This window comes from Streptomyces glaucosporus (genome assembly GCF_039533345.1).
Taxonomy (GTDB): domain Bacteria; phylum Actinomycetota; class Actinomycetes; order Streptomycetales; family Streptomycetaceae; genus Streptomyces; species Streptomyces glaucosporus.
In genome coordinates this window covers 1-26338 of sequence record NZ_BAAATJ010000011.1, presented here as the reverse complement: position 1 = coordinate 26338, position 26338 = coordinate 1, and the positions used below count along the sequence as shown (strand labels likewise).

The window sequence follows — 26338 nt, the reverse complement described above, 5'->3', positions numbered from 1 at the left end:
GGACCGTCACACGCACGGGGGCAGTGACGCGATTCCATGCTGACACACCCGGCGGAAGCTGCTAGGAGCGGCTGTCGACCCCGCCCCGCGCGAGGCGCTCGTACTCCCGCAGGGCGGTCGCCCCGCCGGGCCGGGCGGTCCGCGCCGGCTCCCCCGCGTCCGGTTCCGCACCGGGCTCCGTCTCCGGTGCGGCGTCCGGCCCCGCCTCCGGTCCGGTCTCCGGCCGGCGGAACCGGTAGCGCGGCGGCACCAGCCTCTGCGCCCACCGCGGCACCCGCGGGGTGAACCGCGGCAGCAGCAGGATCACCAGCCCCACCGCGCTGAGCAGCACGATGGTGAGGACGATCACCAGGCTGGAGGACTGCACCGAGAAGGCGACCGCGCCGAAGGCGATCAGCGCCGACCAGAAGTACATGATCAGCACGGCCCGGCTGTGGGAGTGGCCGATGTCCAGCAGCCGGTGGTGGAGGTGTCCGCGGTCGGCGGCGAACGGCGACTGGCCGCGCCAGGTGCGCCGCACGACGGCCAGCACCAGGTCGGCGATCGGGACCGCCAGCAGCGACAGCGGCAGCAGCAGCACGGGCATGTAGACCGGCACCATCATGTGGACGGTGTTCTTGACCGATCCGGTGGCGCCGGTGAGGACGTCCGGATCGACCTGGCCGGTGATGGAGACCGCCCCGGCGGCCAGCACCAGCCCGATGAGCATCGAGCCCGAGTCCCCCATGAAGATCCGCGCGGGGTGCATGTTGTGCGGCAGGAAGCCCAGGCACATGCCCATCAGGATCGCCGCGAAGAGCGTCGCGGGCGCGGCGGCCTCGATGCCGTAGCCGTACCAGATCCGGTAGGCGTACATGAAGAACGCCACGGCGGCGATGCAGACCATGCCGGAGGCCAGGCCGTCCAGGCCGTCCACGAAGTTCACCGCGTTGATGGTGACGACGACCAGCGCGACCGTCAGCAGGGTGCCCTGCACGGGGGTCAGCGCCACGCTGCCCACGCCCGGCACCGGAAGCCACAGCACCGTCAGGCCCTGCCAGACCATCACACCCGCGGCGATCATCTGGCCGCCGAGCTTGACCAGCGCGTCCACGCCCCACTTGTCGTCCAGGACGCCCAGCAGCCAGATGAGCCCGGCGCCGGCCAGCAGCGCCCGCGGCTCGTCGGAGAGCGTGAAGACGTCGCCCACGTTGGTGAGCTGGGAGGCCACCAGCAGGCCCGCGCACAGTCCGCCGAACATGGCGATGCCGCCGAGCCGGGGGGTCGGCTCCCGGTGCACGTCGCGCGCCCGGATCTCGGGCATCGCGCCCGCCGCGATGGCGAACTTCCGCACCGGCCCGGTGAGGAGGTAGGTGACCGCGGCCGTGACGCACAGCGTCAGCAGGTATTCACGCACGGATTCCCCAGTACTCTCGCAGGCTTCCCAGGCTCGTCCTGAGACACCACACCTTAGACAACGGCCCCCGGCGGGGGGTTGCGCACCGCCTCCGCCGGCCGCCCTGCGCTTCCCGGCGCCCGTCGGCGCTACGCGCGCGCGGGGACCCCCGTGAGGGCCGTGACCACCGGGTCCAGGGCCGTGTGGATCTCCTCGCCGACGCTGCGGAAGTACGACAGGGGGGCGCCGTAGGGGTCGTACACCTCGTCGGCCTCCGCGCTGGGCGCCAGCAGCCAGCCGCGCAGCGCCGCGGCGGCCCGCACCAGGGCGCGGGCCCGCTCCACCACGCTGCCGTCCCCGTCGGGGTCCGGCAGGGTGGCCGGGTCGATGGCCCGCACCAGCCGGGTGAACTCCTTGAGCGTGAAGGTGCGCAGCCCCGCGGAGTGCCCCATGGAGATCACCTGCGCCCGGTGGTCGCGGGTCGCGGTCAGCACCAGGTCGGCGCGTATGACGTGCTCGTCCAGCAGCTCGCGGCCGGTGAAGCCGGACGGGTCCGCCCCGTACTCGTGCAGCACCGCCGCCGCGTGCTCCTCCATGGGGGCGCCCTCGTGGCCCCACGTCCCCGCGCTCTCCACGACCAGCCCGCCGGCCCGCTCGTCGCCGAGCCGGTCCACCAGGGCGTGCCGGGTCAGCCGCTCGGTGATCGGGGAGCGGCAGACGTTGCCGGTGGAGACGTGGAGGATGCGGAAGACCGGTATGCCATGCTCCTCGGGCGCCCCTTCGGGCGGCGTCAACTGGCTGCCTCGAGGCTTGGCACGACCTTGCGCAGCTCCTCCGCGCTGATCGCGCCCGCGCGCAGCAGCCTGGGCACCGAACCGGTGACGTCGACGATCGAGGACGGCACCGAGTCGGGGGTGGGGCCGCCGTCGAGGTAGACGGAGACGGAGTCGCCCAGCATCTCCTGGGCGGCGTCGCAGTCCTGGGGAGCCGGGTGGCCGGTGAGGTTGGCGGACGACACCGCCATCGGGCCGACGTCGGTCAGCAGCTCGATCGCCACCGGGTGGAGCGGCATCCGGACCGCGACCGTGCCGTGCGTCTCGCCCAGGTCCCAGGTGAGCGAGGGCTGGTGCCGGGCGACCAGGGTGAGCGCGCCGGGCCAGAAGGCGTCCACCAGGTCCCAGGCCTGCTCGGAGAAGTCGGTGACCAGGCCGTGGAGGGTGTTCGGGGAACCGATCAGGACGGGCGAGGGCATGCCGCGCCCGCGCCCCTTGGCCTCCAGCAGGTCGCCGACGGCCTCCGGGCTGAAGGCGTCGGCGCCGATGCCGTAGACCGTGTCCGTGGGCAGCACGACGAGTTCGCCGCGGCGCACCGCCGAGGCGGCCTCGCGCAGACCGGTGGCGCGGTCGGTCGCGTCGGAGCAGTCGTAACGCCGTGCCATTTACGGCACCTCCCTGCGGGCTGTGGCAAAACGGGGACGGTTGTTGAGGTCGGGGTGGTCCGCGGCGTCCGCCCAGCCCCGGTCCTCGGTGAAGATCCAGGGAACCTGGCCGCCCTGGGTGTCGGCGTGCTCGACGACCACCAGGCCGCCGGGGCGCAGCAGCCGGTGCGCGGTGCGCTCGATGCCGCGGATGACGTCCAGCCCGTCCTCCCCGGAGAACAGCGCCATCTGCGGGTCGTGGTCGCGTGCCTCGGGGACGACGTGCTCCCACTCGGTGAGCGGGATGTAGGGGGGGTTGGAGATGACCAGGTCGACCTGGCCGTTCAGTTCGGGCAGGGCGGTCAGCGCGTCACCGTGGTGGAGGACGACCCGGCTGCCCTCGACGTTCTTGCGGGCCCACACCAGGGCCCCCTCGTCCAGCTCGACGGCGTGCACGCGCGAGCGCGGCACCTCCTGCGCCATCGCCAGGGCGATGGCGCCGGAGCCGGTGCACAGGTCGACGATCAGCGGCTCGGCGACGTCCATGGCCCGCACGGCGTCTATGGCCCAGCCGACGACGGACTCGGTCTCGGGACGGGGCACGAACACGCCGGGCCCCACCTGGAGCTCCAGGTAGCGGAAGAAGGCGCGGCCGGTGATGTGCTGGAGCGGCTCGCGGGCCTCGCGGCGGGCGACGACCTCCCAGTAGCGGGCGTCGAAGTCGGAGTCGGGGACCCGGTGGAGCTCTCCCCGCTTGACCCCGTGGACGTACGCCGCCAGCTCCTCCGCGTCGAAGCGCGGGGAGGGCACTCCGGCGTCGGCGAGCCGCTGGGTGGCCTGGGCCACCTCGGCGAGCAGTACGTTCACGTTCCTCGTCCTCCACCCGTCCCGTACGAGCCCTGTCGCTGGACCTGCCGTGCGGCCGTCATGCCGGTCACTGCGCGGCGGCGAGCTTGGCCGCGGCGTCGGCGTCCACGCACGCCTGGATCACCGCGTCCAGGTCGCCGTCCAGCACCTGGTCCAGGTTGTACGCCTTGAAGCCCACCCGGTGGTCCGAGATGCGGTTCTCCGGGTAGTTGTAGGTGCGGATGCGCTCCGACCTGTCCACCGTACGCACCTGGCTGCGGCGCGCGTCCGACGCCTCGCGCTCCGCCTCCTCCTGGGCCGCCGCGAGGAGCCGGGCGCGCAGGATGCGCATCGCCTGCTCCTTGTTCTGGAGCTGGCTCTTCTCGTTCTGGCAGGAGACCACGATGCCGGTGGGCACGTGGGTGATGCGGACCGCGGAGTCGGTGGTGTTCACGGACTGGCCGCCGGGCCCGGAGGAGCGGTAGACGTCGATCCGCAGGTCGTTCGGGTTGATCTCGACGTCGACCTCCTCGGCCTCGGGGAGGACGAGGACGCCGGCGGCGGAGGTGTGGATGCGGCCCTGGGACTCGGTGGCGGGCACCCGCTGGACGCGGTGGACGCCGCCCTCGTACTTCAGCCGCGCCCACACGCCCTGGCCGGGCTCCGCCGCGGCGCCGCCCTTGGTCTTCACCGCGACCCGGACGTCCTTGTAGCCCCCGAGGTCGGACTCGTTGGCGTCGATGATCTCGGTCTTCCAGTTCTGCCGCTCGGCGTAGCGCAGGTACATCCGCAGCAGGTCGCCGGCGAACAGCGCGGACTCCTCGCCGCCCTCGCCGGCCTTGATCTCCAGGATGACGTCCTTGTCGTCGCTGGGGTCGCGCGGGACGAGCAGCAGCCGCAGCCTCTCGGTCAGCTCCTCGCGCCGGGCCTCCAGCTCCTTGACCTCGGCCGCGAAGTCCGGGTCGTCGGCGGCCAGCTCGCGGGCCGTGGCGATGTCGTCGCCGGTGCTCTTCCAGGCCCGGTAGGCGCCCACGACGGGGGTCAGCTCGGCGTAGCGCTTGTTGAGCCTGCGCGCGCGGGCCTGGTCGGCGTGGACGGCGGGGTCGGCGAGCTGCTTCTCGAGGTCGGCGTGCTCGCCGATCAGTTCCTCGACCGCCTCGAACATCGTGAAGTCCTTAGGTGTGGGGAAGGGCCTGCCTGGGACGGCAAAACGCCGGTCCGGCCGCCCGGGTGGACGGCCGAGAACCGGCGTTGGGGGTCGCTACTTCTTCCTCGACCCGGCGTTCTTGCCGAAGCGGGCCTCGAAGCGGGCCACGCGGCCACCGGTGTCGAGGATCTTCTGCTTGCCCGTGTAGAACGGGTGGCACTCGGAGCACACGTCGGCGCGGATGGTGCCGCCGGTGACGGTGCTACGGGTGGTGAAGGAGTTGCCGCAGGTGCAGCTGACCTGGGTCTCCACGTACTCCGGGTGGATGTCGCGCTTCAAGGTGTCTCCTAGGTTGCGGGAGGGTTCCGGGTCGCACCGGCCCCTCGCGCCCGATGGCGGACGGAGGTCAGCTGAAGGTCATTGCCTGCGCGTGAACCGGGACCGACGCACCAGTTTGCCATCACTGGGCGCACCTCCCAAAACCAGGGGGCGGGGCGTGTTATTCCGCTTGTTCCGCGGCGGCCCCGCCGCCGGACTTCCCCCCGCCGCGGCTCCCGCCGGCCTTCTCCGCCACCGATCCGTCCGTCACCGACGCGGGGATCGGCCTGTCCGCCCTGAGCGCCCTCCAGATCCGCCCGGCCTGCCGCTCGATCGGCACCACCCGGTTGGGATCGGAGGAGGAGTACCGCACCGGCAGGGTGACCAGCCGGATGTTCCCCGGGTCGATGTCGGCCACGGCCCTGGCCAGGCCCGCCAGGGCGGAGGCCGAGGCCAGGGCGGAGTCGGTGGTGAGGGCGGAGGTGGCGGTGTCGGCGAGGTCGTAGAGCCTCTTGGGGTCCGAGAGGAGCCCGGTGTCCCCGACCCGGGCGGCGAAGGCCCGCAGGAACGCGTGCTGGAGCCGTATGCGGCCCAGGTCGCTGCCGTTGCCGACGCCCTTGCGGGTGCGGACCAGGGCCAGGGCCTGCTCGCCGTCGAGGGTGTGCTCCCCCGCGCCGAGGCGCAGCCCGCTGTCCTCGTCCTCGATCCGCTCGGTGGTGGTGACCCTCACACCGCCGAGCGCGTCGATCACCCTGGTGAATCCGGTGAAGTCGATCTCGACGTAGTGGTCCATGCGGACACCGGTCATCGCCTCGACCGTCTTCACCGCGCAGGCGGGACCGCCGACCTCGTACGCGCTGTTGAACATCGCCCGCCGCGCGGGGGGCGCCGTGCCGCCGCCGGGCTTGGCGCACTCGGGCCGCTCGACCAGCGTGTCCCGGGGGATGGAGACGACGCTCATCCGGTCGTGGTCCTTGTTGACGTGCACGATCATCGCCGTGTCGGAGCGGGCGGTGCCGTCGTCGCGGCCGTAGCGGCCGTTCTCCCCGGAGCGGGTGTCGGAGCCGAGGAGGAGGATGTCCAGCGAGCCGTTGGGGACGTCGTCGGGGCGGTCGGGGCCCAGGACGGAGTCGATGTCGATGCCCGCGATGTTGCCGTCGACCTTCAGCAGGGCGAGTCCGAGCCCGGCCCCGGCGAGCACGAGGGCGCCGACGGTGCCCCAGACGGCGGCGCGCAGCGCCGTGCGCCGCCGCGTACGGGGGGACCGCTCCGCCTTCCCCGGTGCCTTCCCTCCGGTGGTGTCCTCGTCCGCCATCTCCGCTCCCTCTCCACGTGCCACGGCGTACCCGCGCGGGTGGAGATCACTCGGGAGCCTCCGTTCGGTGAGGACGCCGTCGCACACGGCGAGGGCCGCCCCACCGTGCGGTGGGGCGGCCCTCGCCGTGTCGCGGCCCGTGTCCGGGCCCGGTCCGTCGGACTCCGCTCAGTCGCCGTTGCCCGGCGCCGGCGTCGTCTTCTGGATCTGGAGCAGGAACTCGGCGTTCGACTTCGTCTGCTTCATCTTGTCCAGCAGCAGCTCGATGGCCTGCTGCTGGTCCAGCGCGTGGAGGACGCGCCGCAGCTTCCAGACGATGCCCAGCTCCTCGGCGCCCATGAGGATCTCCTCCTTGCGGGTGCCGGAGGCGTCCACGTCCACGGCCGGGAAGATGCGCTTGTCGGCGAGCTTCCGGTCGAGCTTGAGCTCCATGTTGCCGGTGCCCTTGAACTCCTCGAAGATCACCTCGTCCATCCGCGAGCCGGTCTCGACCAGCGCGGTGGCCAGGATGGTCAGGGAGCCGCCGTCCTCGATGTTCCGCGCGGCGCCGAAGAACTTCTTCGGCGGGTAGAGCGCGGTGGAGTCCACACCACCGGACAGGATGCGGCCGGAGGCCGGGGCCGCCAGGTTGTACGCGCGGCCCAGGCGGGTGATGGAGTCCAGCAGCACCACCACGTCGTGGCCGAGTTCCACCAGGCGCTTGGCGCGCTCGATGGCCAGTTCGGCGACGGTGGTGTGGTCGTCGGCGGGGCGGTCGAAGGTCGAGGAGATGACCTCGCCCTTGACCGACCGCTGCATGTCGGTGACCTCCTCCGGCCGCTCGTCCACGAGCACGACCATCAGGTGGCACTCGGGGTTGTTGCGGGTGATGGAGTTGGCGATCGACTGCAGGACCATGGTCTTGCCGGTCTTCGGCGGGGCCACGATCAGACCGCGCTGGCCCTTGCCGATGGGCGAGACCAGGTCGATGATCCGCGAGGTGAGGTGGCCGGGCTCGGTCTCCAGCCGCAGCCGCTCCTGCGGGTACAGCGGGGTGAGCTTGCCGAACTCGGGGCGGTTCCTGCCGCTCTCGGGCGACATGCCGTTGACCGAGTCCAGGCGGACCAGCGCGTTGAACTTCTCGCGCCGCTCGCCCTCGCGCGGCTGGCGGACCGCACCGGTGATGTGGTCGCCCTTGCGCAGGCCGTTCTTGCGGACCTGGGCGAGGGAGACGTACACGTCGTTCGGGCCCGGCAGGTAGCCGGAGGTGCGGACGAACGCGTAGTTGTCGAGGATGTCCAGGATTCCGGCGACCGGGATCAGGACGTCGTCCTCGGAGACCTGCGGCTCGGCGATCTCGTCGCGCCCGCGGCGGCCCCGGCGGTCGCGGTACCGGCCCCGGCGCCCGCGGCGGCCGCCCTCGAAGTCGTCGTCGCGGCCGTCGCGGCCGTCGCGACCGTCGCGTCCGTCACGACCGTCGCGGCTCTGGCGGCTGCCGCTGTTGTCCTGCTTGTCCTGCCTGTCCTGCTGGCGGCCCTCGCCCGCGCCGTCGCCGTTCTTGTTGCGGCGGTCGCGCTGGCGGCCCTTGCCCTGGGACTGGGTCTGGCTGCCGCCCTTGTCCTGCTGCTTGTTGTCCTGCTTGCCCTCGGCGCCCCTGCCGTCGTCGCCGCGCTGCTCGGCGGGCCTGTCCTCGCCCGCGTCCGCTGCGGCCGGGGTCTCGGCGGGGCGGCTGTCGGCCTTGGCGCGGCGGCGGCGCTCGCCGGCGGGCTGCTCGTCGCCGCCCGGCTGGCCGGGGATGTCGATCTGCTGCTGCGACGTCTCCGCGGCGTTCCCGGGGTCCTCGCCCGTACGCGCCTTGGAGGTCGCACGGCGCCTCGGCTTGCTCTCGGCGGCGGAGGCGGCCTGTGCCTCGACACCCGCGCTCCCGGAACCTCCGGCGTTCCCGGCGTTCTCGGCCTGCTTGGCCCGGATGGTCTCGATGAGCTGGCTCTTGCGCATCCGCGCCGTGCCCCGGATGCCGAGACCGGAGGCGATCTGCTGCAGCTCGGCGAGAACCATGCCCTCGAGGCCCGTGCCGGAGCGGCGACGCCTGGGGGCGGTACCGGAGGCGGGCGCGGCAGGAGCGTCCGTGGCGGGCGCGGTGGCTTCGGCGGTGTCCACGCCCATCAGATCGGTGGTATCGCTCACGAAGGGTCCTTCCCTGGAGCGGGCGTCGGCCTGTCTGGCTCGGCGACCGGTTGTGCTGTCCGGCTGCGGTCCTGGTTCCGACCGGGCCGGGGCGGTGGTTTCCGCCTGGATGTACGGCGGAGGAATCGATACATGGAGTGGCGTGAGGGGATGACGTGCGTCAATCACGCCGTTCCGGAGCGAGCTCGGTACTGCTCGGCAGGCTGCTCAGGCAGTTCAGGAGGCTCCCGGAAGAAGGGGTGTTCCCGTATGGGACTGTACCCAGGGGATCACGGAGAGCACCGCGCCACCTTCGGGTAGTCCCTGGAGGCTGCGAGTGCAGACTTGAGGTTAACACTACCGGACCCAACAAACATTCCCCCTCTCCTGGGCCGACATTCGTGTCACCGGCCCGTGCCCGCCAGTGGCAGCACACCGGCGCCCGCGGTGTCGAGGGACAGCCGGTTGGCCGCCCAGCCGTCGCCCGCGAGCCGCGCGACCTTGTCGGCCGTGCCGTCCTCGACCAGCGCGAGCACCGTGGGGCCCGCGCCGGAGATGACCGCGGGCACTCCGTCGGCCCGCAGCCGGTGCACCAGGTCCGCGCTCTCCCGCATCGCCGGGGCGCGGTACTCCTGGTGGAGCCGGTCCTCGGTGGCCGGGAGCAGCAGTTCGGGGCGGCGGGTGAGCGCCTCGACGAGCAGGGCCGCCCGTCCGGCGTTCACGGCGGCGTCCACGTGCGGGACGGTGCGGGGCAGCAGTCCGCGGGCGGTCTCGGTGAGCACCGGGCGGTCGGGGACGAAGACCACCGGGACGACCGAGGGGCTGGGGTCCATCCTGATCGCCCGGGCCGCGCCGCCGTCCGTCCAGGCGAGGGTGAACCCGCCGAGCAGGCAGGCCGCCACGTTGTCGGGATGGCCCTCGATCTCCGTCGCCAGTTCCAGCAGGGCCGTGTCGTCCAGCTTCTCGGCGCCGCCGGTGGTCACCGCGCGGGCGGCGATGAGGCCGGCGCAGATGGCGGCCGAGGAGGAGCCCAGGCCGCGGCCGTGCGGGATGCGGTTGGCGCAGACGACCTCCAGGCCCCGGGGCTGGCCGCCCAGCAGGTCGAAGGCCGCCCGCATGGAGCGCACGAGCAGGTGGCTCTCGTCCCGGGGCAGGGTCTCCGCTCCCTCGCCGGCGATGTCGATGTGCAGTCCGGAGTCGGCGACGCGGACCACGACGTCGTCGTACAGGCCCAGGGCCAGACCCAGGGCGTCGAAGCCGGGACCCAGGTTGGCGCTGGTGGCGGGGGTGCGCACCCGGACGGCGGCGGCGCGGAACGCGGGACCGGCCATCTCTCGACGACTCTCCTTGTGGTGACTGTGCTGAACTGTGCTGATCGGTGTGTCTGATGCGGGTCGGAGGCGCACGACGTGGCGTCTTGGGGGAACCGCGGCCGAGAGCCGGACCGGTCCACTGACCTCTGGCACATGCCGTACGCCAGATCGGAACGTACTCCCAGCCTAACCAAGGACCGTTGGGTGGCGACACAGGGCGTACGGGAGGCGCACGATGCGTGTCGCGCGCGGGTGTGCGCCCCCCGCGGCGGAGGCGGTCACCCCGCGGGCGCCGCGTCCGCCGCACGGGGCGCTTCCGTCACACCAGTCCGAGGCGCTCGGCCGCGGCGTCCGCGTCGACCGGGACGACGACCGGCTGCGGGGCGCCCTGCACCGCCCAGTCCGGGTCCTTGAGGCCGTTGCCCGTGACGGTGCAGACGATCTTCTGGCCCGGATCGACCTTGCCCTGCTCGGCGGCCTTGAGCAGGCCGGCGACGGACGCGGCGGAGGCCGGCTCGACGAAGACGCCCTCCTGCGCGGCCAGCAGCCGGTACGCGGCCAGGATCTGGCGGTCCGTCACCTCGTCGATGAAGCCGCCGGACTCGTCCCGCGCCGCCTCCGCCGACTCCCAGGAGGCCGGGTTGCCGATGCGGATGGCGGTGGCGATGGTGCGCGGGTCCTTGACCGGCTCGCCCCGGACGATGGGCGCGGAGCCGGATGCCTGGAAGCCCCACATCCGCGGCCTGCGGGAGGCGTGGGCGCCGTCGCCGGCGGACGCGTCGGCGTACTCCGTGTAGCCCTTCCAGTAGGCGGTGATGTTCCCCGCGTTGCCGACCGGGAGGACGTGGATGTCGGGGGCGTCGCCGAGCATGTCGACGATCTCGAAGGCCGCGGTCTTCTGGCCCTCGATCCGCACCGGGTTGACCGAATTGACCAGCGCCACCGGGTAGTTGTCCGCCAGTCCCCGGGCCAGGGCGAGGCAGTCGTCGAAGTTGCCGTCGACCTGGAGGATCCGGGCGCCGTGCACCAGTGCCTGGCCCATCTTGCCGAGTGCGATCTTCCCCTGCGGCACCAGGACGGCGCACACCATCCCGGCGCGCACCGCGTAGGCGGCGGCCGAGGCGGAGGTGTTGCCGGTGGAGGCGCAGATGACCGCCTGCGCGCCCTCCTGCTTCGCCCGGCTGATGGCCATCGTCATCCCGCGGTCCTTGAAGGAGCCGGTGGGGTTGGCGCCCTCGACCTTGAGGTGGACCTCGCAGCCGGTGCGCTCGGAGAGCACCTGCGCGGGCACCAGCGGCGTACCGCCCTCGCGCAGGGTGACGACGGGAGTGTCGTCGGTGACCGGAAGCCGGTCGCGGTACTCCTCGATGACGCCCCGCCACTGATGGGTGCCGGACATTCGAGGAGCGGTGTTGCCAGGGCTGGCGGTGGTGGCGCTCATCTCTCTCATTCCCCTTCGACCCGCATGATGCTGGCGACGCCGCGCACGGTGTCCAGGCTGCGCAGCGCCTCCACCGTCGCCGACAGGGCGGCGTCCGGTGCCCGGTGGGTGACGACGACCAGGGACGCACCCTTCTCGGAGCCGTCCTTGCCCTGCTGGCGCACGGTGTCGATGGAGACCCCGTGCTCGGCGAAGACGGTGGCGCACTGGGCGAGGACACCCGGTTTGTCCGCGACGTCCAGGCTGATGTGGTAACGGGTGACCACCTCGCCCATCGGGCTCACGGGGAGCTGGGCGTAGGCGGACTCCCCCGGCCCCCGGGAGCCGCTGATCTTGTTGCGGCAGGCGGCGACCAGGTCGCCCAGGACCGCGGAGGCGGTGGGCGAACCCCCAGCCCCGGGGCCGTAGAACATCAGCCGGCCGGCGGCCTCCGCCTCGACGAAGACCGCGTTGTACGCCTCGCGGACGGAGGCGAGCGGATGGGTGAGCGGGATCATCGCCGGGTGGACGCGGGCGGTGACGGACCGCCCGTCGGCGGCGCGCTCGCAGATGGCCAGCAGCTTGACCGTGCAGCCCATGCGCCGCGCGGAGGCGATGTCCGCGGCGGTCACCTCGGTGATGCCCTCGCGGTGCACGTCGTCCAGGCGGACCCGGCTGTGGAAGGCGATCCCGGCGAGGATCGCGGCCTTGGCGGCGGCGTCGAAGCCCTCGACGTCGGCGGTCGGGTCGGCCTCGGCGTACCCCAGGGCGGTGGCCTCGTCCAGCGCCTCGGAGTAGCCGGCGCCGGTGGAGTCCATCCGGTCGAGGATGAAGTTGGTGGTGCCGTTGACGATGCCCAGGACCCGGTTGACGGTGTCGCCCGCCAGGGACTCGCGCAGCGGGCGCACCAGCGGGATCGCCGCGGCGACGGCGGCCTCGTAGTAGAGGTCGGCGCCGTGTTTCTCGGCGGCCTCGTGGAGGGTCGAGCCGTCCTCGGCCAGCAGCGCCTTGTTGGCCGTGACGACGCTGGCGCCGTGCTCGAAGGCGGTGGTGATCAGGGTGCGGGCCGGTTCGACGCCGCCGATGACCTCGACGACCACGTCGATGTCGCCCCGGGAGACCAGGGCGTCGGCGTCGGTGGTGACCAGCTCGGGCGCTATCCCCTCCCGGACGCGTCCGGCGCGCCGGACGGCGACCCCGGCCAGTTCGACCGGGGCGCCGATCCGGGCCGCGAGGTCCTCCGAGTGCGTCGTCATGATGCGTGCCACCTCTGAGCCGACGACCCCACAGCCCAGCAGCGCCACCTTCAGCGGACGCGTACGCATCATCAGTCCTCGCTATCTTCACGGTCCGGTTCGTCAAGTCTCACGCACCGGTCGGCGGTTTCCCCAGCCGATCCAGCATGCGAGACGTCGACCTCTGTTTTTGAGACGGCCCCGTTCCGGGCGGTGTCCGGGGCCAGGGGGGATCAGCCGACGTCCAGGCGGAGCAGGTCCTCCTCCGTCTCCCGCCGGACGATCACCCGGGCCTTCCCGCCCGAGACCGCCACCACCGGCGGCCGCAGGGCGTGGTTGTAGTTGCTCGCCATGGAGCGGCAGTACGCGCCGGTGGCCGGGACGGCGATCAGGTCGCCGGGGGCCAGGTCGGCGGGGAGGAAGGCGTCCCGCACCACGATGTCGCCGCTCTCGCAGTGCTTGCCGACCACGCGCGAGAGCATCGGCGCCGCGTCGGAGGTCCGGGAGACCAGCGCGACGGAGTACTCGGCGTCGTACAGCGCGGTGCGGATGTTGTCGGACATGCCGCCGTCCACGCTGACGTACGTCCGCAGGCCCGGCAGCTCCTTGACGGTGCCCACCTCGTAGAGGGTGAAGGTCGTCGGACCGGCGATGGCCCGGCCCGGCTCGACCGACAGCCGCGGCACCGCCAGCCCGGCGGCCTCGCACTCGTGGGCGACGATGTCGTGCAGCGCCTTGGCGATCTCGTGGGGCTCGCGCGGGTCGTCGCCGGAGGTGTAGGCGATGCCCAGGCCGCCGCCGAGGTCGATCTCGGGCAGTTCGACGCCGTGCTCGTCGCGGACGTCGGTCAGCAGCTGCACCACCCGGCGCGCGGCGACCTCGAAACCGGCCATGTCGAAGATCTGCGAGCCGATGTGGGAGTGGATGCCGACCAGCTCCAGGCTGTCCAGCTTCAGCACCCGCCGCACGGCCTCGGCCGCCTGCCCGTCGGCGAGCGCGATCCCGAACTTCTGGTCCTCGTGGGCGGTGGCGATGAACTCGTGGGTGTGCGCCTCGACGCCGACCGTCACCCGGATCTGCACGCGCTGCCGCCTGCCGAGCCGCTCGGCGATGCGCGCCACGCGGACGATCTCCTGGAAGGAGTCGAGCACGATCCGGCCGACCCCGGCCTCGATGGCCCGCTCCAGCTCGGCGGCGGACTTGTTGTTGCCGTGGAGCGCGATCCGCTCGGGCGGCATCCCGCCCGCCAGGGCGGTGGCCAGCTCGCCGCCGGAGCAGACGTCGAGGTTGAGCCCCTCCTCCGTCAGCCAGCGGACCACGGCCCGGCACAGGAACGCCTTTCCGGCGTAGAACACGTCGGCGTCGTCGCCGAACGCCTCCCGCCAGGCCCGGCAGCGGGCCCGGAAGTCGTCCTCGTCCAGGACGTAGGCAGGGGTGCCGAACTCCTCGGCGAGCGTGGCGACGTCGATCCCGCCGACGGTGGTGATGCCCCGCTCGTCCCTGGTGACGGTACGGGACCACACGCGCGGGTCGAGGGCGTTGAGGTCGGCGGGCGGCGGGCTGTAGTGCCCCTCGGGGAGCACGTCGGCGTGACGGGGCCCGGCGGGGTGTGCGGAACGGCTCATGGTCGCTTCGTGGTCTCCATCAGAGATGTGCGGGTGCGGTGACGCCCAGCCGGGTCAGGCCGCCGGCCAGCACCGTCCCGGCGGCCTGGGCGAGGGCGAGCCGGGCTCGGTGGGCGGCCCGGGGTTTCCGCTCCCCGACGGGCAGGACGGATCCGTGGACGTCGAGGAAGGCGTCGGCGACCGCCTCCAGGTGCCGGGCCAGCCGGTCGGGGGCGCCGGCCCCAGCGATCCGCCCGTACTCGGCGAGGAGCCCGAGGAGCGCCAGCTCCCGCGGATCGCCGTACGCGTATCCGCCCGCCCCGGCCTCGGGTCCGAAGCCGAGGTCGCGCGCGCCCCGCAGCAGCGCCCGGGTGCGGGCGTGGGCGTACTGGACCAGGAAGAGGGGATTGCCCTCCCGCTGCTCCAGCGAGGGCTCCGTACCGGTGGCCGCGGCCCAGCGCGCGGCGTCGCGCGCTGGGTCGGTGGTCGCCGCCACGGGGGGTTCCCCGCTCTCCCCCAGGGCCCTCACCAGCTCCGCGCGGGCCTCGCCCGTCACGGTGACGTTGAGGAAGCCGGGTCCGGCGACCGCCACCTCGGCTATGCCCTCCTCACGGGCCAGTCTCTCCCGCAGGACCTCGGCCACGTGCCGGGCGGGCCGGCCGGTCGCGGCGGCGAGCCGCAGCGCGGCGTTGGTGGCGTAGTCCCCGCAGCCCGGCCGGGGCGGTCTGCCCACGGTGATCCGCTCCGGCAGCGCGTCCAGCGCGTCCGCGGACAGCCCGTCCAGCGCGCCGTCTCCGGCGGCATGGCGCACGGCACGCAGCACGGTGCGCGAGAGCTGGGCGGGAGTCACGCGACAAGGGTAGGGGAGGAGGAGCGGGGACACGCGAACGTATTCCGAAGGATGACACGCACCTCACACCGCCCGGTCCGCCCGCACCGGCGGACGGGCGGGGGTCTGCGCCCCGCGGCACCGGTCCGCGCGCGCCCCGGCCAGCCCGCGCACCGTCCTCACCAGCTCCACCGGCTCGAACGGCTTGGCCAGGAACGCGTCGGCCCCCGCCGCCCGCACCCGCTCGCCCTCCAGCTCGGCCTGCGTGCACGCGCTGACGATCGCCAGGGGGATGTCCCGCGTCCGCTCGCCGGCCCTCAGCCGTTCGGCGGTCCGCAGACCGTCGAGCCGGGGCATGACGACGTCGAGCGTGATCACGTCGGGCCGCACCCGCTCCACGATCTCCAGGCATTCGGCACCGTCGGCCGCGGTCACGACCTCGAAGCCCTCGAGTTCGAGGTTGACCCTGATCAGCTGCCGGATGACCTTGCTGTCGTCCACCACAAGGACCCGGCCGGACACGCCAGGCACACCCCAGAGAGTAGGCCCGCGCCTCCCCGCGCGTCCGGGCTTTTCCCGCTTTCCGCCCGCCCCGGGGAAACCCTGTTCCGACCCACCCCCCGGAAGCTGGTAGTGTTCTACCCGTCGAAGCGATCAGCGGATCGGCGACGACACGCCCCCGTAGCTCAGGGGATAGAGCAACGGCCTCCGGAGCCGTGTGCGCAGGTTCGAATCCTGCCGGGGGCACCCTTCACGAGGTGCCAGAAGACCCCGCCACCAGCGAGAACGCTGCGAGCGGGGTTTTTCGCTGTGTGCAGCCGGAGGCAGGCGAATGCCGCCGAAGGCAGCCAGATGTCAGTGATCACGTAGTAATGCTGTAGTAGCCGGGAGCGGCCTCCGTCCAGGTCAGGCCCCGGTTTCGGGCCGTTCGCGGAGCACTTGCCCGGACATGCCGAGAGCCCCGGATCTCTCCGGGGCTCCCCTCGCTCAGACACCGGCCTACGCCGTCACTCCTCCTCTCCCAGGCCGCGCATGATCCGCTGGTTCATCTCCTGCTCCTGGCCGTCGATGCACGCGGCGTAGATCTTGAGCAGCACCTCCACCGAGTGACCGGCCCGCGCGGCGACCTCCGGGGCGGGCACGCCGGAGTTGAGCCACTGGGAGACGCCAGCGTGCCGCAGGTCGTACGGCCGGGCCGCCAGGACCGAGGAGACCTGTGCGGGCACGAGGGCCAGCTCCCGCGCCCGCTTCCACACGCGCGAGTACGAGGAGGCCGCCACGACGTTCCCCCGCTCGCTGGAGAACAGCCGCCCGTCTTCCGCCGTGCCGAACTCCTCCAGGTGCTCCCGGAGCATCCGCACCAGCGGCGGCGGAATCGGAACGTGACGCACCTCACCCCTGCCGCGCTGCTTGAGGCCGCGCCGGTCGTGGGTCTCCCCCGAGTCGGTCCACGCCTTGCCCGCCACCGGGCGCGTCTCCTCCAGGTCGATCCGGCCCCAGCCCTCTTCCGGAAGGGTGCAGTCCGACTGCCGCAGTCCCAGCGCCTCACCGGGCCGCAGGGCCGCGTAGTACAGGCAGCCGTAGAAGGCCCGCAGCCGCCGGCCGCTGGCCCGGTCCCAGCCGCCCACGTACGTCACCGCGTTCAGCAGCTCCCGCGCCTGCCGGGGACTGACCACGGTCCGCCGGTCGACCTGTTGCACGGGTTGCTGTCCCCGCTTGCGCCGTACCTTGCCCATCGGGTTGGAGGGCAGCACTTCCAGTTCCACGGCGTATTCGAGGACGTTGTACGCCACCGCTCGCCTGCGCCGGTACGTCTGGGCAGCCGCCGGCCTGCCGTCGAGCTTCCGCCCCAGGGCATCGACCAGGGTGTGAACGCGGCTGGTCTCCGTCAGCTCCGCCACGGGCAGGGACGCCTTCTCAACCCAGCGCACGGCTGCCGCGATCTCCTCGGGCCGTTCCCGCTTCCGCCGGGGCGGAGGCAGCAGGTACGAGCGCAGCGCGGACCGCAGCACGGCCGGTTCCGGCCGCCCCCGCACCGGCTTGACCAGGGCGGGGACGACGACCGCCAGGGCGTCGGTCATGCTGTCCCGCTGTTTGGCGGACGCCTCCGCCCAGCGGTGATCCACGTACTTCACCGCCAGCTCCAGCAGCGAGAGCGCCGTCTGCCCCTGGCTCAGGGAGTCGGGCAGGCCGGTGACCGTGTCGAAGGGCTCGCCCTTGTCGACCGCCCGGAGGAGCTTGGCGCGGAAGCGGTCGGCCAGCGCCTTCGTCTTGAAGGACTTGCTGAACGGCGTGCCCTCCACGCCCCAGCGCGCGAGGTAGGTGGGCTTCTTCGTGCTCCGGTTGACCGTGATCTTCCAGACGGAGACCTTGTACGTCTTCACGCGTCGCCACCGCCCTCCGCCAGCTCGTTCACCCAGGCGTCGAGGGCATCCCGGCGGACGCGCAGCTCACCGTTCGGAAGCCGGATGCACTTCGGTCCGACCCGCAGTTCGCGCCAGCGGTAGAAGGTGCGCCGGGAGATCCCGCCCAGCTCCTCCAGGACCTCCGGGACCGTGAGCAGTTCCGTACCGCCGCCCTTACGCGCCATGGACGCCACCGCCCTCCCGGACCGAGGCGGCCAGGAGGGCTTCCTCCGGGGAGTAGCCGCGCCCCGCGTACCGCCACTGGCCGACCGCGACCATGGATCGGTCGCCGAGGCCCAGGGCCGTCCGCTGCTCCGCCGCGCGGTGTTCGGCCCGCGCCTGCCGCAGCGCGGTGAGCGTGGTCGAGTAGCGCCGCGACTTGGTGGAGAAGTGGCCCCGGTAGCCGAGCATGTGGGCCCAGCGCCGCAGCCGCAGCGGTGCGAACGGCTCCAGGCCGCCGAGCCACCAGCACGTACCGATCATGCGGAGCGTGTGGTCCCGTACCGGCAGCTCTGCCAGGTCGGCCCCATGTCGTATCCGGCGGTCGACGGCGCCCGCGGCCTCCGCGCCCTTGGTCGCGTACTTGGCGATGTACGCCGCCACGGCCTGTGTCGTCAGCCGGTCGCCAGCACCGAACGCGGTGATCGGCCGTACGTCGACCTGGGCGCCGAAGCGCAGCACGCGCCGCCCGACGATCTCCGCTCCCAGCGCCGGGAGCCGGACGAGGCCGGCGGAGGTGCGGACCGCGTCCGCCAGGAGTGCCGTCGTGGCCCAGCCGGGCGGAGCCGTCCCCGGTCCGTCGCGTCCGTCGAGGCGGATCACGGCGTGGAAGTGGACCAGGCCGCGCCGCTGGTACTCGGCGACCTTGGCGTACGCCGGCCGCGCCGCCTCGGCGAACTCCGTACGGGACAGGCCGGCCCGGCGCGCCAGTTCGCGGCGCAGCTCCAGGGCGAAGCGGTGCCAGAGCTGTCCGGACTGCGCCTGCCAGAGCACGGCGCCCGCGTAGTCGTAGCAGCGCGGGCACAGCGGCTCACCGAGGCGCGGATCGTCCTCCGTGTGCCGTGCGTGGCAGTCGAGGGCCGCCCCGTGCGGGCACCGCTCCCCCGCCCGCCAGGGACGGCAGACCCGTACCCGTCCGCCGCCGGCCCGGCGGGTGTGGACCGGGCCGAAGCCGGGAGCGGTGAGGGTGGCGAACACCCGGGGGTGTCCGTCGACCTCCGCCCCGACGCCCTTGCCGCCGACCAGACCGGCGCGCAGGAGTTGGTAGGTGTCCGCCCGGTAGGTACGGGCGCAGGTCGGGCAGACGGCGGTACGGCGGTTGCCGCACGCGGTCAGCAGCCGTCCGCCCCGTTCGGCCGAGCCGTACGCATGCAGCACCTCCCCCGTGTCGGCGTCGACCAGGGCGCCGGTGCCGACGAGGTGAATCGGGTTGGTGCAGCCGCCGAGGCGGACGATGCGGCGGCGCCAGGCGTCGAAGTCCGGCTGTGCGGCCCGTTCGACGAGCGCGGCGACCGCGCCGGGCAGCTCGCTCGCGGTGAGGGTCTGCGTCATCGCGGACCTCCGAACGCCTGCCGCATCACGGCCGCGATGGCTTCCGGCCGGGTCTTGGCGGTGAAGCGGAGAGCGGGCTCCGTCAGCCAGAGCGCGGCGGCATGGGCCGGGCAGAGCCGCTGCTCCCGGCCGTCCGGACCGGCCATGATGACCTGTTCACGGCCGATGCAGGTGGGCCGCTCCTCCTCCCGGAGTTCACACTCCGAAGGCGTGGGGGATTTGCGCGATCGAGGCGCATTGGACAAGGTGAGGGTGCTCCTTTCACTGCTTGTGTGGCGGATGGAGTAGGGCCCTGACGGGGTCGGGTTTGGCGACTTCGCGCCCCGTCGGGAGCCCGTTACGAGGGCGCTCACCGGCGCTCCCCTGGTCTTGTGGGCAGGCACGGGTGTCCCCTCCTTTCGCGGGTGGGTCGGTTCAGAACTGGAGTTGGCCGAGGAAGCCGCCGACTCCGTCGAGGGCCGCCTGAACGAGCGGTTCGGCGGCCGTCTTGGCGAGCAGGAAGCCGAAAACCGTGCAGAGCAGGAACTCGGCCCAGCGCAGGTAGCGGATGCGCAGCAGGAACCAGATCAGCAGGCCCAGCAGCAGCACGGCCGACATGGAGACGAGCACGGCGTTCCCCTCTCAGGCGTCCCGGTCGAGTCGTTCGATGTGCACGGCCGTCCCGTCCGCCGGTTCGCCGACGGCATCGGCCAGCCCCGGCAGGTACGGGGTGAGGTGCGCGTACATGGCCGCGATCTCCTCGGCGCGCTCCTCCGGGACCAGGTGGGAGCGGGCGCGCTCCCAGCCGTCCGCCGAGGCGAGGACGGCCGTACCGGCCTGGTCGGGTGGGATGGTCTGGGCGGCTTCCAGGGCGTCCGGGTTGAGGTCGCCGAGGGCCATCTCCGCAGTGCCGGAGTCGGTCACCCGGTGGCAGACCCGTCCGCCGAGCTGAGCGCGGAGGGCGGTGACGCCGGGGCCGAGGTCGGAGCCGACCCGCTGGCCGGCGACGACGAGGTACACGCCGAGGGCCGCGCCGAGCTGGGCCAGCCGGACCAGTCCCGTGGCCGCCGCCTGTGCCTCGTCCTTCTCGCTGCGGTTGGCGACGAGGAAGAGTTCCGCGATCTCGTCCACGATCACGACGACCGGGACGGGCCGCTCTTCGTCCGGCAGGCCCCAGATGTTGCGGACGCGGGCCGCCCGGCAGACCTCCATACGGGCCGAGGTCAGGTCCATGAGCGCGGCGAGGAGCTTGACCGCCTGCGCCCGGTCCGTCGCCAGGGCGGACAGGCGCCGCTCATAGAGGGACAGCTCCATGCCGCCCTTGCAGTCGATCCCGACCAGCGCCACCGGTTGCGGGGCGAAGCCCGCGACGAGGGCATTGATCAGCGTGGACTTGCCGGAGCGCGTCGCCCCGACGATCAGCCAGTGCGGGATCTTGCGCAGGTCCACCACCCACGGTGCCCCGCTCTCCAGGACGCCGACCACCACGCGGAGGAGAGGACCGGTACCGCGCTGCCGGGGTACGCGCGGCTGCCGGAGCGGGTCCAGGGCCGTCGCGGTGACCCGGACGACGCCCGGTTCCGCCGTGGTGACGCGCACCGCGTGGACCCGCCAGTCATGGGCCATGGCCGAAGCGGCTTTCACGAAGTCCTCCGGGGTCTGGCCGGGGAGCAGCCGGACGGGGAACCAGAAGCCGTGAGCCGTCGGCCGCATCCCGCCCCGCCGGGGCACCCGCGGATGGGGAGGCGGAGCACCGTGGGCGAGCAGGCCGGAGACGACCGTCAGCGCGGCTTTGCGGCTCACGGCCAGGCCGCAACCGGCCATCAGCGGCCGCCAGGTGCGCGCGACCCGCAGACATGTGACCGGGAAGCCGAGGAGCAGCCACCAGGCCGCCGGGGAGCGGCGGCGCAGGGCCGGGCCTGCGAGGAGCAGACCCGACACCAGCACTGCGGCCGCCACGAGGAACCAGCTCAGCCAGGTCTGCCCGGCGGAGGGTGTGGAGGCCAGAGTGATCACTGCCCGGCCCCCTTGCCCGCCGAGCCGGAGGAGGTGGGCGGAGCGGCGAGGGGCTTGATCTCGGTGGCGCGGAAGGCGATGCCGTGCCGCCCCTCGTTCTCCCACGGGGTGGCGACCAGGTCCCGGACCTGGACCGGCATGCCGTTCTGCACGCCGACCGGCTCACCGGGGACGTTCACCGTCACCACGTCGGCCGACGTACCGGCCATCAGGCAGAGACCGACCTGGTAGACGGTCTTGCCGGTCTCCCGGTCCACGCGGAGCTGTCCGGTCTCCCGGTTCGCCACGCGCGGGGACGGAGGGACGGCGCAGATGATCCCGGTGAACTTCGCCGTATCGATCGGTAGGGCTACCACTGCTTGAACTCCTTGTCTCTCGGCATCCGAAGGGCCGTCCTTCGGGGTGACTTCCACCCGTACTACGGGTGCGGAGTCCAGAGTGGGACCCGTAGTACGGGTTGTCAAGCTGGTTGGTTGTGAGAGACGCTGTCCCCGTCCCCGTACGGGGACGATTCGTCTCCGCATCGGAACGCGGAGGAGTGAGCACCGCCGAGGAGGCCACCGATGCCGGTCGAGAAGCCGAAGCCCCGGTACAAGCAGATTGCCGACCACCTGCGGGAAGGCATCCTCAGTGGCACGTACCCGGCCGGCCAGCCCCTCCCCTCGGAGGAATCGCTCGCCAAGCAGTACGGGGTGACGCGCCCGACGGTCCGCCAGGGGATCGCGGAGCTACGGGCCGCCGGTCTGGTCGAGGTGATGATGGGCCGGGGGATGTTCGTCCGCTCCCCGCACAGCCGCCCCAGCCTCACGCGCCCGCGCGGCGTACGCCGGGAGCCGGACGGCCGATACGTCGAGGCCGACGGCCTCCGCTGGGACGACGCCGAGGAGCCCGTAGCCACTCGCACGGATGCCCCGCTCGCCCTGGCCGATCTCCTCCGCATCCCGCCGGGCGAACCGATGTACACCTACGACGCGTTGCAGACAGCCGACCGGGGGCGCCTCCGCCAACTCCGCCGCACCTACGTGCCGTTCTCCGTCCTGCTGGGCACGAAGTTCGAGGAGCAGGCCCCGCCCCCGGCACCGCACCTCTACTCGGCTCTTGCGGAACTCGGCCACGAACTGCACTTCACCGAGTACGTCCGCACCCGCATGCCACTCCCGGACCAGGCCCAAGCCCTCCGTCTACCGGATGGCGTCCCGATGTTCCAGATCCTCCGCGTCACGCTCAGTGCGGATGACAAGCCGCTTGCCCTGGAGGAGTTCCACCTCCCAGGCGACGACTTGGAGCTCTCCTATCCCCTCTGAGCCCCCGCCTGGCTCAACTTTTCTCTACAACATCAAGTGCGGCTCGCTGCCGCTCGCCGCGCGCGGCCCGGCTCCCCGCCGGGCCGCCGCTCCAGTCTTCGCCCCGCTCCGCCCGGCGCCCGCCGGCCGCGCACCAGCAGCGAGCACCCGTGGTTGCTGTCAGGGCTGGTCGGTGGCTGGGGCCGGTCGGCTCCGCGGCTTTACGGAGCCACCTTGGGGCGAGCCTCGAAGATCGGGGGCCCAGATCGGGCACTTGCGGGCAGGCGAGGAACCAGCCCGATTTCGCGGGCCAGCGTACGGGCCCCCGATCTCTCGCCCCAAGGCAGCTCCACCCCAAAGCCGCTCCGCCGACCTTCGCTATGACGGCGCCTCTCCCGTGCCGCAGACTTCGGAAGTCCAGGGTTTTCTTGATAAAAAGCTCACTCGGCGAGTTCTTGTGCTTCCTCGAGTCCTTCCTGAACATAACTCGGAAGCATGACCTGATCGGGCCCACCCGGGGGCCAAACCCTTACACCATGACGGGCAACAAAGTTCAGAGGAATTTTGGGATTGTTGAGGTGAGGGCGCGCACCTCCGCCTCGACGGGAATCAATCTCGATTTGCTTCCGGAGCGCCGCTTCCCACTGGGAAAAATAAGGCTCCAGTCTGCTCGGATGGATTTCATAGATAGCTTCTGGAGTCGATTGGTCGAAAACCGCAACGATCCAGAGGTGAACCGACCTGTAGCGATCAATGTTGTCGAGAGTGAGCGTATGTTCCGTAGTAATACTAAGACTCTTCTTGCGCTCACCTTTGAAATTCAATCTTGCAACGGTTTTGATTTCATACTCACGCCCCAGTGCATCTGTTGCATCATTCCCAACTCGCCCCCCTCCCTTGGTGAGGTTGAACAATTCAAGCAGCAGCAGTTCCTTGTATCCTCCATCATCAAACACGTTATGGATATGCCGCTCCGAGGCGCGCATCTGAAGCTGTAGACCCAGTTCAACGATCTTGCGAATGTCACCTTGCGGGCGAAGCAGAGCCCCCTGGTCTTCTGAGTCTCTCTGGCTTGGGGTGGGTTGATGATCAGTCACATAGGAACAGTCACCCGCACCTATATCAATGTCTACAGACTATAAGTAACATGACGAATGCGGAACGTGAGAGTCCGGCGTTCGAATGCGCAGGGTGGCGTACGGGCTTCCACCTGATCCGGGCGCTGGCCTGGGCGTCTGAGTAAGTGCCCAGATGCAAGAGCGGCCACCGGCTGACCTTCGAGTAGGGCGCCACCCGTTGTTGAGATGGCAGCCGCCTTCTGGCTGCTCGAAGCGCCTACTCTGGCTCAACCAATAGGCCCGTCTTCGGATCGATGCTCCACCCGTCACCCAGCAGCGTTGCCGTCACCGTCTGCAGGTTGAGGTCCGCGACGCTCCATCCCTCTCGAAGCGCGCGGCGGAGCAGCTCCAGATATAGATGGCTTGGGGAGGCAGGGCCAGCAGCGCCAACCAGCTCGCGCGTCGCCGCAGCAACGGCCTCAGCCGTCGGCTGCTTGAAAGAAGCCTCGGCGTCGTCCTGCGCAACCATCGTCAGGACAAGGTCGAGTGTAGCGACGTGCTCAAAGCCAGAGGCCAGCCCTTTCACGGAGCGCTGCCCCTTGTTCAGGATAGCAATTTTCTCCGGCTCGATTCGCAGGCCGGCTGCTGCGATTGCTCGCTGGACTACTGCCCAGATCTTTCCCGATGAGTTACCGAAGACCATCGAGACGCGTCCGCCAGGCTTCAGGATGCGGCGGCACTGTTTGAGGGACTCCGTCAGCAGCGCCTCGTAGCGGCCCGCCGTGCGCTTCGTGCCGGTGGAGCGATCGATCACCGCTTCCTTACCGACGTCCGTGAAGCCATCCAGCCAGCCTTCCTGGAACAAGGCCATGTCCGCGTAGAAGAGGTTCGAACCGAACGGCGGGTCCGTGAACACGTAGTCCACGCTTGCGTCCGGCAGGGACAGCTCCGCAGCGCTCTCCGTGACGTACTCCGCGGGCACCGTGTCCGCGTCTACGTTGCGCGTGAACGCCTGCGCCCGGATCCACTCATCAGCCTTCAGCACGGCGGTCGTCTTGCGCTCGAAGAGTTCGAAGACGTTCCACTCATAGAAGACCGGCGCAATGTAGTAGTTCTGATTTGCGGCGTTCAGCGGGCGCTTGTGCGACCACTGATACCGCTTGCTCGCCCGAGTCAACGTTGCAGTGAACGCGAACAGCAGTTTTTGACTTAGGGCGCGATCCTCAATCCCTCTAATTTCATCGCGCAGGGCCACCAAAGTGCGTAGGTTACGCGGCGAATAGAAGGAAGCTACGGTCGTATAGCCGCTCTTGCCCAGCGCAGACGCCCGGTACATCTCCCGGTCAGGCGTAATCTCAACGTGGGGGAAGTCCAGGCCGTCGACGTCGACGCTCGGCGCGGCGACCGCTGGCTGCTCACGCTGCTTCGGGGAGCACGCGCAGTTGACGTAGTCGACCACGGGCTGCTCACCCACGCGCTCAAGTCTGCTTGAAATGTGGTTTGAGCAATGGGGACAGACCATCTCCGACTTCGACCACTCCGCGGCCTCGAGCGAGTGGTAGTAGTTCACGGGCTTCTCACAGCCCGCGCACCTCACCAGAACGCTCCAAACGGTCTTCGCAAGCTGGCCGGTCCCACCGCACCCATTACAGGGGACCTCGTAAATTTTGCCCACAGCGTCCTGAGCCCGCTTGATGACGGCCTGTGCAGCACTAGTGAACTCGTGCCCTTCCACCATGTTTAGGTAGTTAGACCCGATATGTCGACCCAGTACGGAGATGTCCGACAGGCGTGCCCGACGCCCGGTGATCCGCGCCGCGACCCCCGTCATGCCAGATCCAGCGAACGGGTCGGCCACGACGCCACCGGGCGGGCAGTATGCCTCGATGAACGGCGTAATCGCAGGTACGGGAACCTTCGTCAGGTAGGCGTGCGCAAGGTAGACAGGGTCGCCGCGACCCACCACGATCTCCTCAGCCATGCCGCCAATGTTACTCATAGTCTGTAGACCCATCGTCTGCATCGTCCTAGCGTCCCTACATCATGACGCAAGCCTCTAACAAACTCCGCATCCAGCGGCAGCGCGAGGCGTTCGGCCATCGCGTGCGGGAGCATCGTCTTTCGGCAGGCCTCTCGCAAGAAGAGCTGGCGGAAGTTGCGGGGATCCACCGCACCTACGTCTCTTCGTTGGAACGAGGCCAGCGCAACGTAAGCCTCGACAACATTATTGCCCTCGCGCGTGCGCTTAAGGTCGATGCCGCACAACTACTCGAAGGTATCTGATGACCTTCAAGGAAGACGTTGATTTCGCTTGGTTCCTGAGCATGGGAGTCTACGCCACCGACGCAATTTCCCATGACCTCGGGAGCAATCATGGGCACCGCATTATCAAGCTCAAGCGGTACGCCAAATTTAACAGCGTGTAATCACGTATGTCGCCGGCTCTGGGAGGCCCCATGCACGCTGCTGCGCTCACCAGCCCAGCTCGACTCTGGTCGGCAGGCGAGGTTCTGGCACGCCCCGGCCCGGTGCCCGCTGCCCCCGGTGTGTACGGATGGCACTTCACGAAGGCTCCGTCTCCAAGCCTCCCTGCCGAGCAGCTCCTCTATGTGGGCATCACTCCGCGCCATATGGCGAACCGGACAAGCACCCAGAACCTGCGTACGCGGGTGCGATACCACTTCCGGGGCAACGCGGAGGGTTCCACGCTCCGGCTCACCCTGGGCTGCCTGCTCGGCTTTGAACTGCGCCGAGTCGGCAGCGGCAAGCGCATGACCTTCGGCAAGGACGGGGAAGCCGATCTCACCCGGTGGATGGCCGAGCACGCCCGCGTGTGCTGGGTGGAACACCGGGAGCCGTGGACGGTGGAGTCCGACCTGATTACCAGACTCGACCTGCCCCTGAACCTCGACCAGAACCGGCACAACAACTTCCACGCCCGACTCACCGAAATACGCGCGCAGGCACGCCAGCGGGCCGGGGAACCAGGGTCCCTTGCATGATCGCGTTCTGTCCGGGTTCATCCGGTGAGGCCGAGGGCGGTCAGGGGTCTGCGGCAGTCGCGGGCGGTGTGGCGTAGGGC

General features: G+C 71.0%; 26 protein-coding genes and 1 tRNA gene. 4 read left to right on the top strand and 23 right to left on the bottom strand.

Annotation, left to right across the window (positions count from 1 at the left end; all coding sequences use genetic code 11):
• Positions 1-61 precede the first annotated feature (61 nt).
• From ABD358_RS13825 to ABD358_RS13760, 14 genes are all read right to left on the bottom strand, one after another.
• Complete coding sequence (locus ABD358_RS13825; RefSeq protein ID WP_344631270.1) at positions 62-1396, bottom strand: MraY family glycosyltransferase; 1335 nt, start codon at positions 1394-1396, stop codon at positions 62-64.
• A gap of 128 nt (positions 1397-1524) precedes the next feature.
• Positions 1525-2169: an arsenate reductase/protein-tyrosine-phosphatase family protein gene (locus tag ABD358_RS13820; RefSeq protein ID WP_344631269.1), complete on the bottom strand. Its 645-nt coding sequence runs from the start codon at positions 2167-2169 to the stop codon at positions 1525-1527.
• A complete protein-coding gene (locus tag ABD358_RS13815) occupies positions 2166-2813 on the bottom strand; it encodes an L-threonylcarbamoyladenylate synthase (protein WP_344631268.1) in 648 nt (215 codons plus the stop codon). The genes ABD358_RS13820 and ABD358_RS13815 overlap by 4 nt, the downstream gene beginning before the upstream one ends.
• Positions 2814-3659, bottom strand: a complete 846-nt coding sequence (prmC, locus tag ABD358_RS13810; protein ID WP_344631267.1) for a peptide chain release factor N(5)-glutamine methyltransferase — start codon at positions 3657-3659, stop codon at positions 2814-2816.
• 67 nt (positions 3660-3726) lie between these two features.
• Positions 3727-4803, bottom strand: coding sequence for a peptide chain release factor 1 (prfA, locus tag ABD358_RS13805; protein ID WP_344631266.1), 1077 nt, complete (start codon positions 4801-4803; stop codon positions 3727-3729).
• A gap of 96 nt (positions 4804-4899) precedes the next feature.
• Positions 4900-5124: a 50S ribosomal protein L31 gene (gene rpmE / locus ABD358_RS13800; RefSeq protein ID WP_344631265.1), complete on the bottom strand. Its 225-nt coding sequence runs from the start codon at positions 5122-5124 to the stop codon at positions 4900-4902.
• A 160-nt stretch (positions 5125-5284) separates the two neighbouring features.
• On the bottom strand, positions 5285-6418 hold the full coding sequence (locus ABD358_RS13795; RefSeq protein WP_344631264.1) for an LCP family protein: 1134 nt from the start codon (positions 6416-6418) through the stop codon (positions 5285-5287).
• 168 nt (positions 6419-6586) lie between these two features.
• Positions 6587-8584 carry a transcription termination factor Rho gene (gene rho, locus ABD358_RS13790; RefSeq protein ID WP_344631263.1) on the bottom strand — a complete coding sequence of 666 codons (1998 nt, stop codon included), beginning with the start codon at positions 8582-8584 and terminating at the stop codon, positions 6587-6589.
• Positions 8585-8967: 383 nt separating this feature from the next.
• On the bottom strand, positions 8968-9894 hold the full coding sequence (thrB, locus tag ABD358_RS13785) for a homoserine kinase (protein WP_344631262.1): 927 nt from the start codon (positions 9892-9894) through the stop codon (positions 8968-8970).
• A 301-nt stretch (positions 9895-10195) separates the two neighbouring features.
• Positions 10196-11275: a threonine synthase gene (thrC, locus tag ABD358_RS13780; RefSeq protein ID WP_344631391.1), complete on the bottom strand. Its 1080-nt coding sequence runs from the start codon at positions 11273-11275 to the stop codon at positions 10196-10198.
• Positions 11276-11322: 47 nt separating this feature from the next.
• The gene (locus ABD358_RS13775; RefSeq protein WP_344631390.1) at positions 11323-12621 is read right to left on the bottom strand and encodes a homoserine dehydrogenase; all 1299 of its coding nucleotides are present in this window, start codon (positions 12619-12621) and stop codon (positions 11323-11325) included.
• Positions 12622-12764: 143 nt separating this feature from the next.
• Complete coding sequence (gene lysA, locus ABD358_RS13770) at positions 12765-14156, bottom strand: diaminopimelate decarboxylase (RefSeq protein WP_344631261.1); 1392 nt, start codon at positions 14154-14156, stop codon at positions 12765-12767.
• A 19-nt stretch (positions 14157-14175) separates the two neighbouring features.
• Complete coding sequence (locus ABD358_RS13765; protein WP_344631260.1) at positions 14176-14985, bottom strand: DALR anticodon-binding domain-containing protein; 810 nt, start codon at positions 14983-14985, stop codon at positions 14176-14178.
• A 63-nt stretch (positions 14986-15048) separates the two neighbouring features.
• Complete coding sequence (locus tag ABD358_RS13760; protein WP_425576325.1) at positions 15049-15486, bottom strand: response regulator; 438 nt, start codon at positions 15484-15486, stop codon at positions 15049-15051.
• A gap of 153 nt (positions 15487-15639) precedes the next feature.
• Here ABD358_RS13760 and ABD358_RS13755 point away from each other — a divergent pair.
• Positions 15640-15711, top strand: a tRNA-Arg gene (locus ABD358_RS13755).
• A 260-nt stretch (positions 15712-15971) separates the two neighbouring features.
• Here ABD358_RS13755 and ABD358_RS13750 read toward each other — a convergent pair.
• The 7 genes from ABD358_RS13750 to ABD358_RS13720 form a co-directional block, all read right to left on the bottom strand.
• A complete protein-coding gene (locus tag ABD358_RS13750) occupies positions 15972-17348 on the bottom strand; it encodes a tyrosine-type recombinase/integrase (protein WP_344631258.1) in 1377 nt (458 codons plus the stop codon).
• Positions 17345-17554, bottom strand: coding sequence for a helix-turn-helix transcriptional regulator (locus tag ABD358_RS13745; protein ID WP_344631257.1), 210 nt, complete (start codon positions 17552-17554; stop codon positions 17345-17347). Before ABD358_RS13745 ends, ABD358_RS13750 begins: the two co-directional genes overlap by 4 nt.
• A complete protein-coding gene (locus tag ABD358_RS13740) occupies positions 17544-18920 on the bottom strand; it encodes a replication initiator (RefSeq protein ID WP_344631256.1) in 1377 nt (458 codons plus the stop codon). Before ABD358_RS13740 ends, ABD358_RS13745 begins: the two co-directional genes overlap by 11 nt.
• Positions 18917-19066 (bottom strand): hypothetical protein, encoded by a 150-nt coding sequence (locus ABD358_RS13735; RefSeq protein WP_344631255.1) that lies wholly within the window; start codon positions 19064-19066, stop codon positions 18917-18919. The genes ABD358_RS13740 and ABD358_RS13735 overlap by 4 nt, the downstream gene beginning before the upstream one ends.
• Positions 19067-19334: 268 nt before the next feature.
• The gene (locus ABD358_RS13730) at positions 19335-19529 is read right to left on the bottom strand and encodes a hypothetical protein (RefSeq protein WP_344631254.1); all 195 of its coding nucleotides are present in this window, start codon (positions 19527-19529) and stop codon (positions 19335-19337) included.
• Positions 19530-19541: 12 nt separating this feature from the next.
• Positions 19542-20912: an FtsK/SpoIIIE domain-containing protein gene (locus ABD358_RS13725; protein ID WP_425576324.1), complete on the bottom strand. Its 1371-nt coding sequence runs from the start codon at positions 20910-20912 to the stop codon at positions 19542-19544.
• Positions 20912-21271 (bottom strand): SCO3933 family regulatory protein, encoded by a 360-nt coding sequence (locus tag ABD358_RS13720; protein ID WP_344631252.1) that lies wholly within the window; start codon positions 21269-21271, stop codon positions 20912-20914. The genes ABD358_RS13725 and ABD358_RS13720 overlap by 1 nt, the downstream gene beginning before the upstream one ends.
• Before the next feature lie 207 nt (positions 21272-21478).
• Here ABD358_RS13720 and ABD358_RS13715 point away from each other — a divergent pair, with 207 nt between their 5' ends.
• Positions 21479-22219 (top strand): GntR family transcriptional regulator, encoded by a 741-nt coding sequence (locus tag ABD358_RS13715; protein WP_344631251.1) that lies wholly within the window; start codon positions 21479-21481, stop codon positions 22217-22219.
• A gap of 419 nt (positions 22220-22638) precedes the next feature.
• Here ABD358_RS13715 and ABD358_RS13710 read toward each other — a convergent pair whose 3' ends face one another.
• Together ABD358_RS13710 and ABD358_RS13705 are read right to left on the bottom strand one after the other, a co-directional pair.
• Positions 22639-23295, bottom strand: a complete 657-nt coding sequence (locus ABD358_RS13710) for a PDDEXK family nuclease (RefSeq protein ID WP_344631250.1) — start codon at positions 23293-23295, stop codon at positions 22639-22641.
• Positions 23296-23533: 238 nt separating this feature from the next.
• Positions 23534-25237, bottom strand: a complete 1704-nt coding sequence (locus ABD358_RS13705; protein WP_344631249.1) for a DNA methyltransferase — start codon at positions 25235-25237, stop codon at positions 23534-23536.
• 62 nt (positions 25238-25299) lie between these two features.
• Here ABD358_RS13705 and ABD358_RS13700 point away from each other — a divergent pair, with 62 nt between their 5' ends.
• Together ABD358_RS13700 and ABD358_RS13695 are read left to right on the top strand one after the other, a co-directional pair.
• A complete protein-coding gene (locus ABD358_RS13700) occupies positions 25300-25539 on the top strand; it encodes a helix-turn-helix domain-containing protein (RefSeq protein WP_344631248.1) in 240 nt (79 codons plus the stop codon).
• Between the two features lie 149 nt (positions 25540-25688).
• Positions 25689-26258, top strand: a complete 570-nt coding sequence (locus tag ABD358_RS13695) for a GIY-YIG nuclease family protein (RefSeq protein WP_344631247.1) — start codon at positions 25689-25691, stop codon at positions 26256-26258.
• Positions 26259-26338 lie beyond the last annotated feature (80 nt).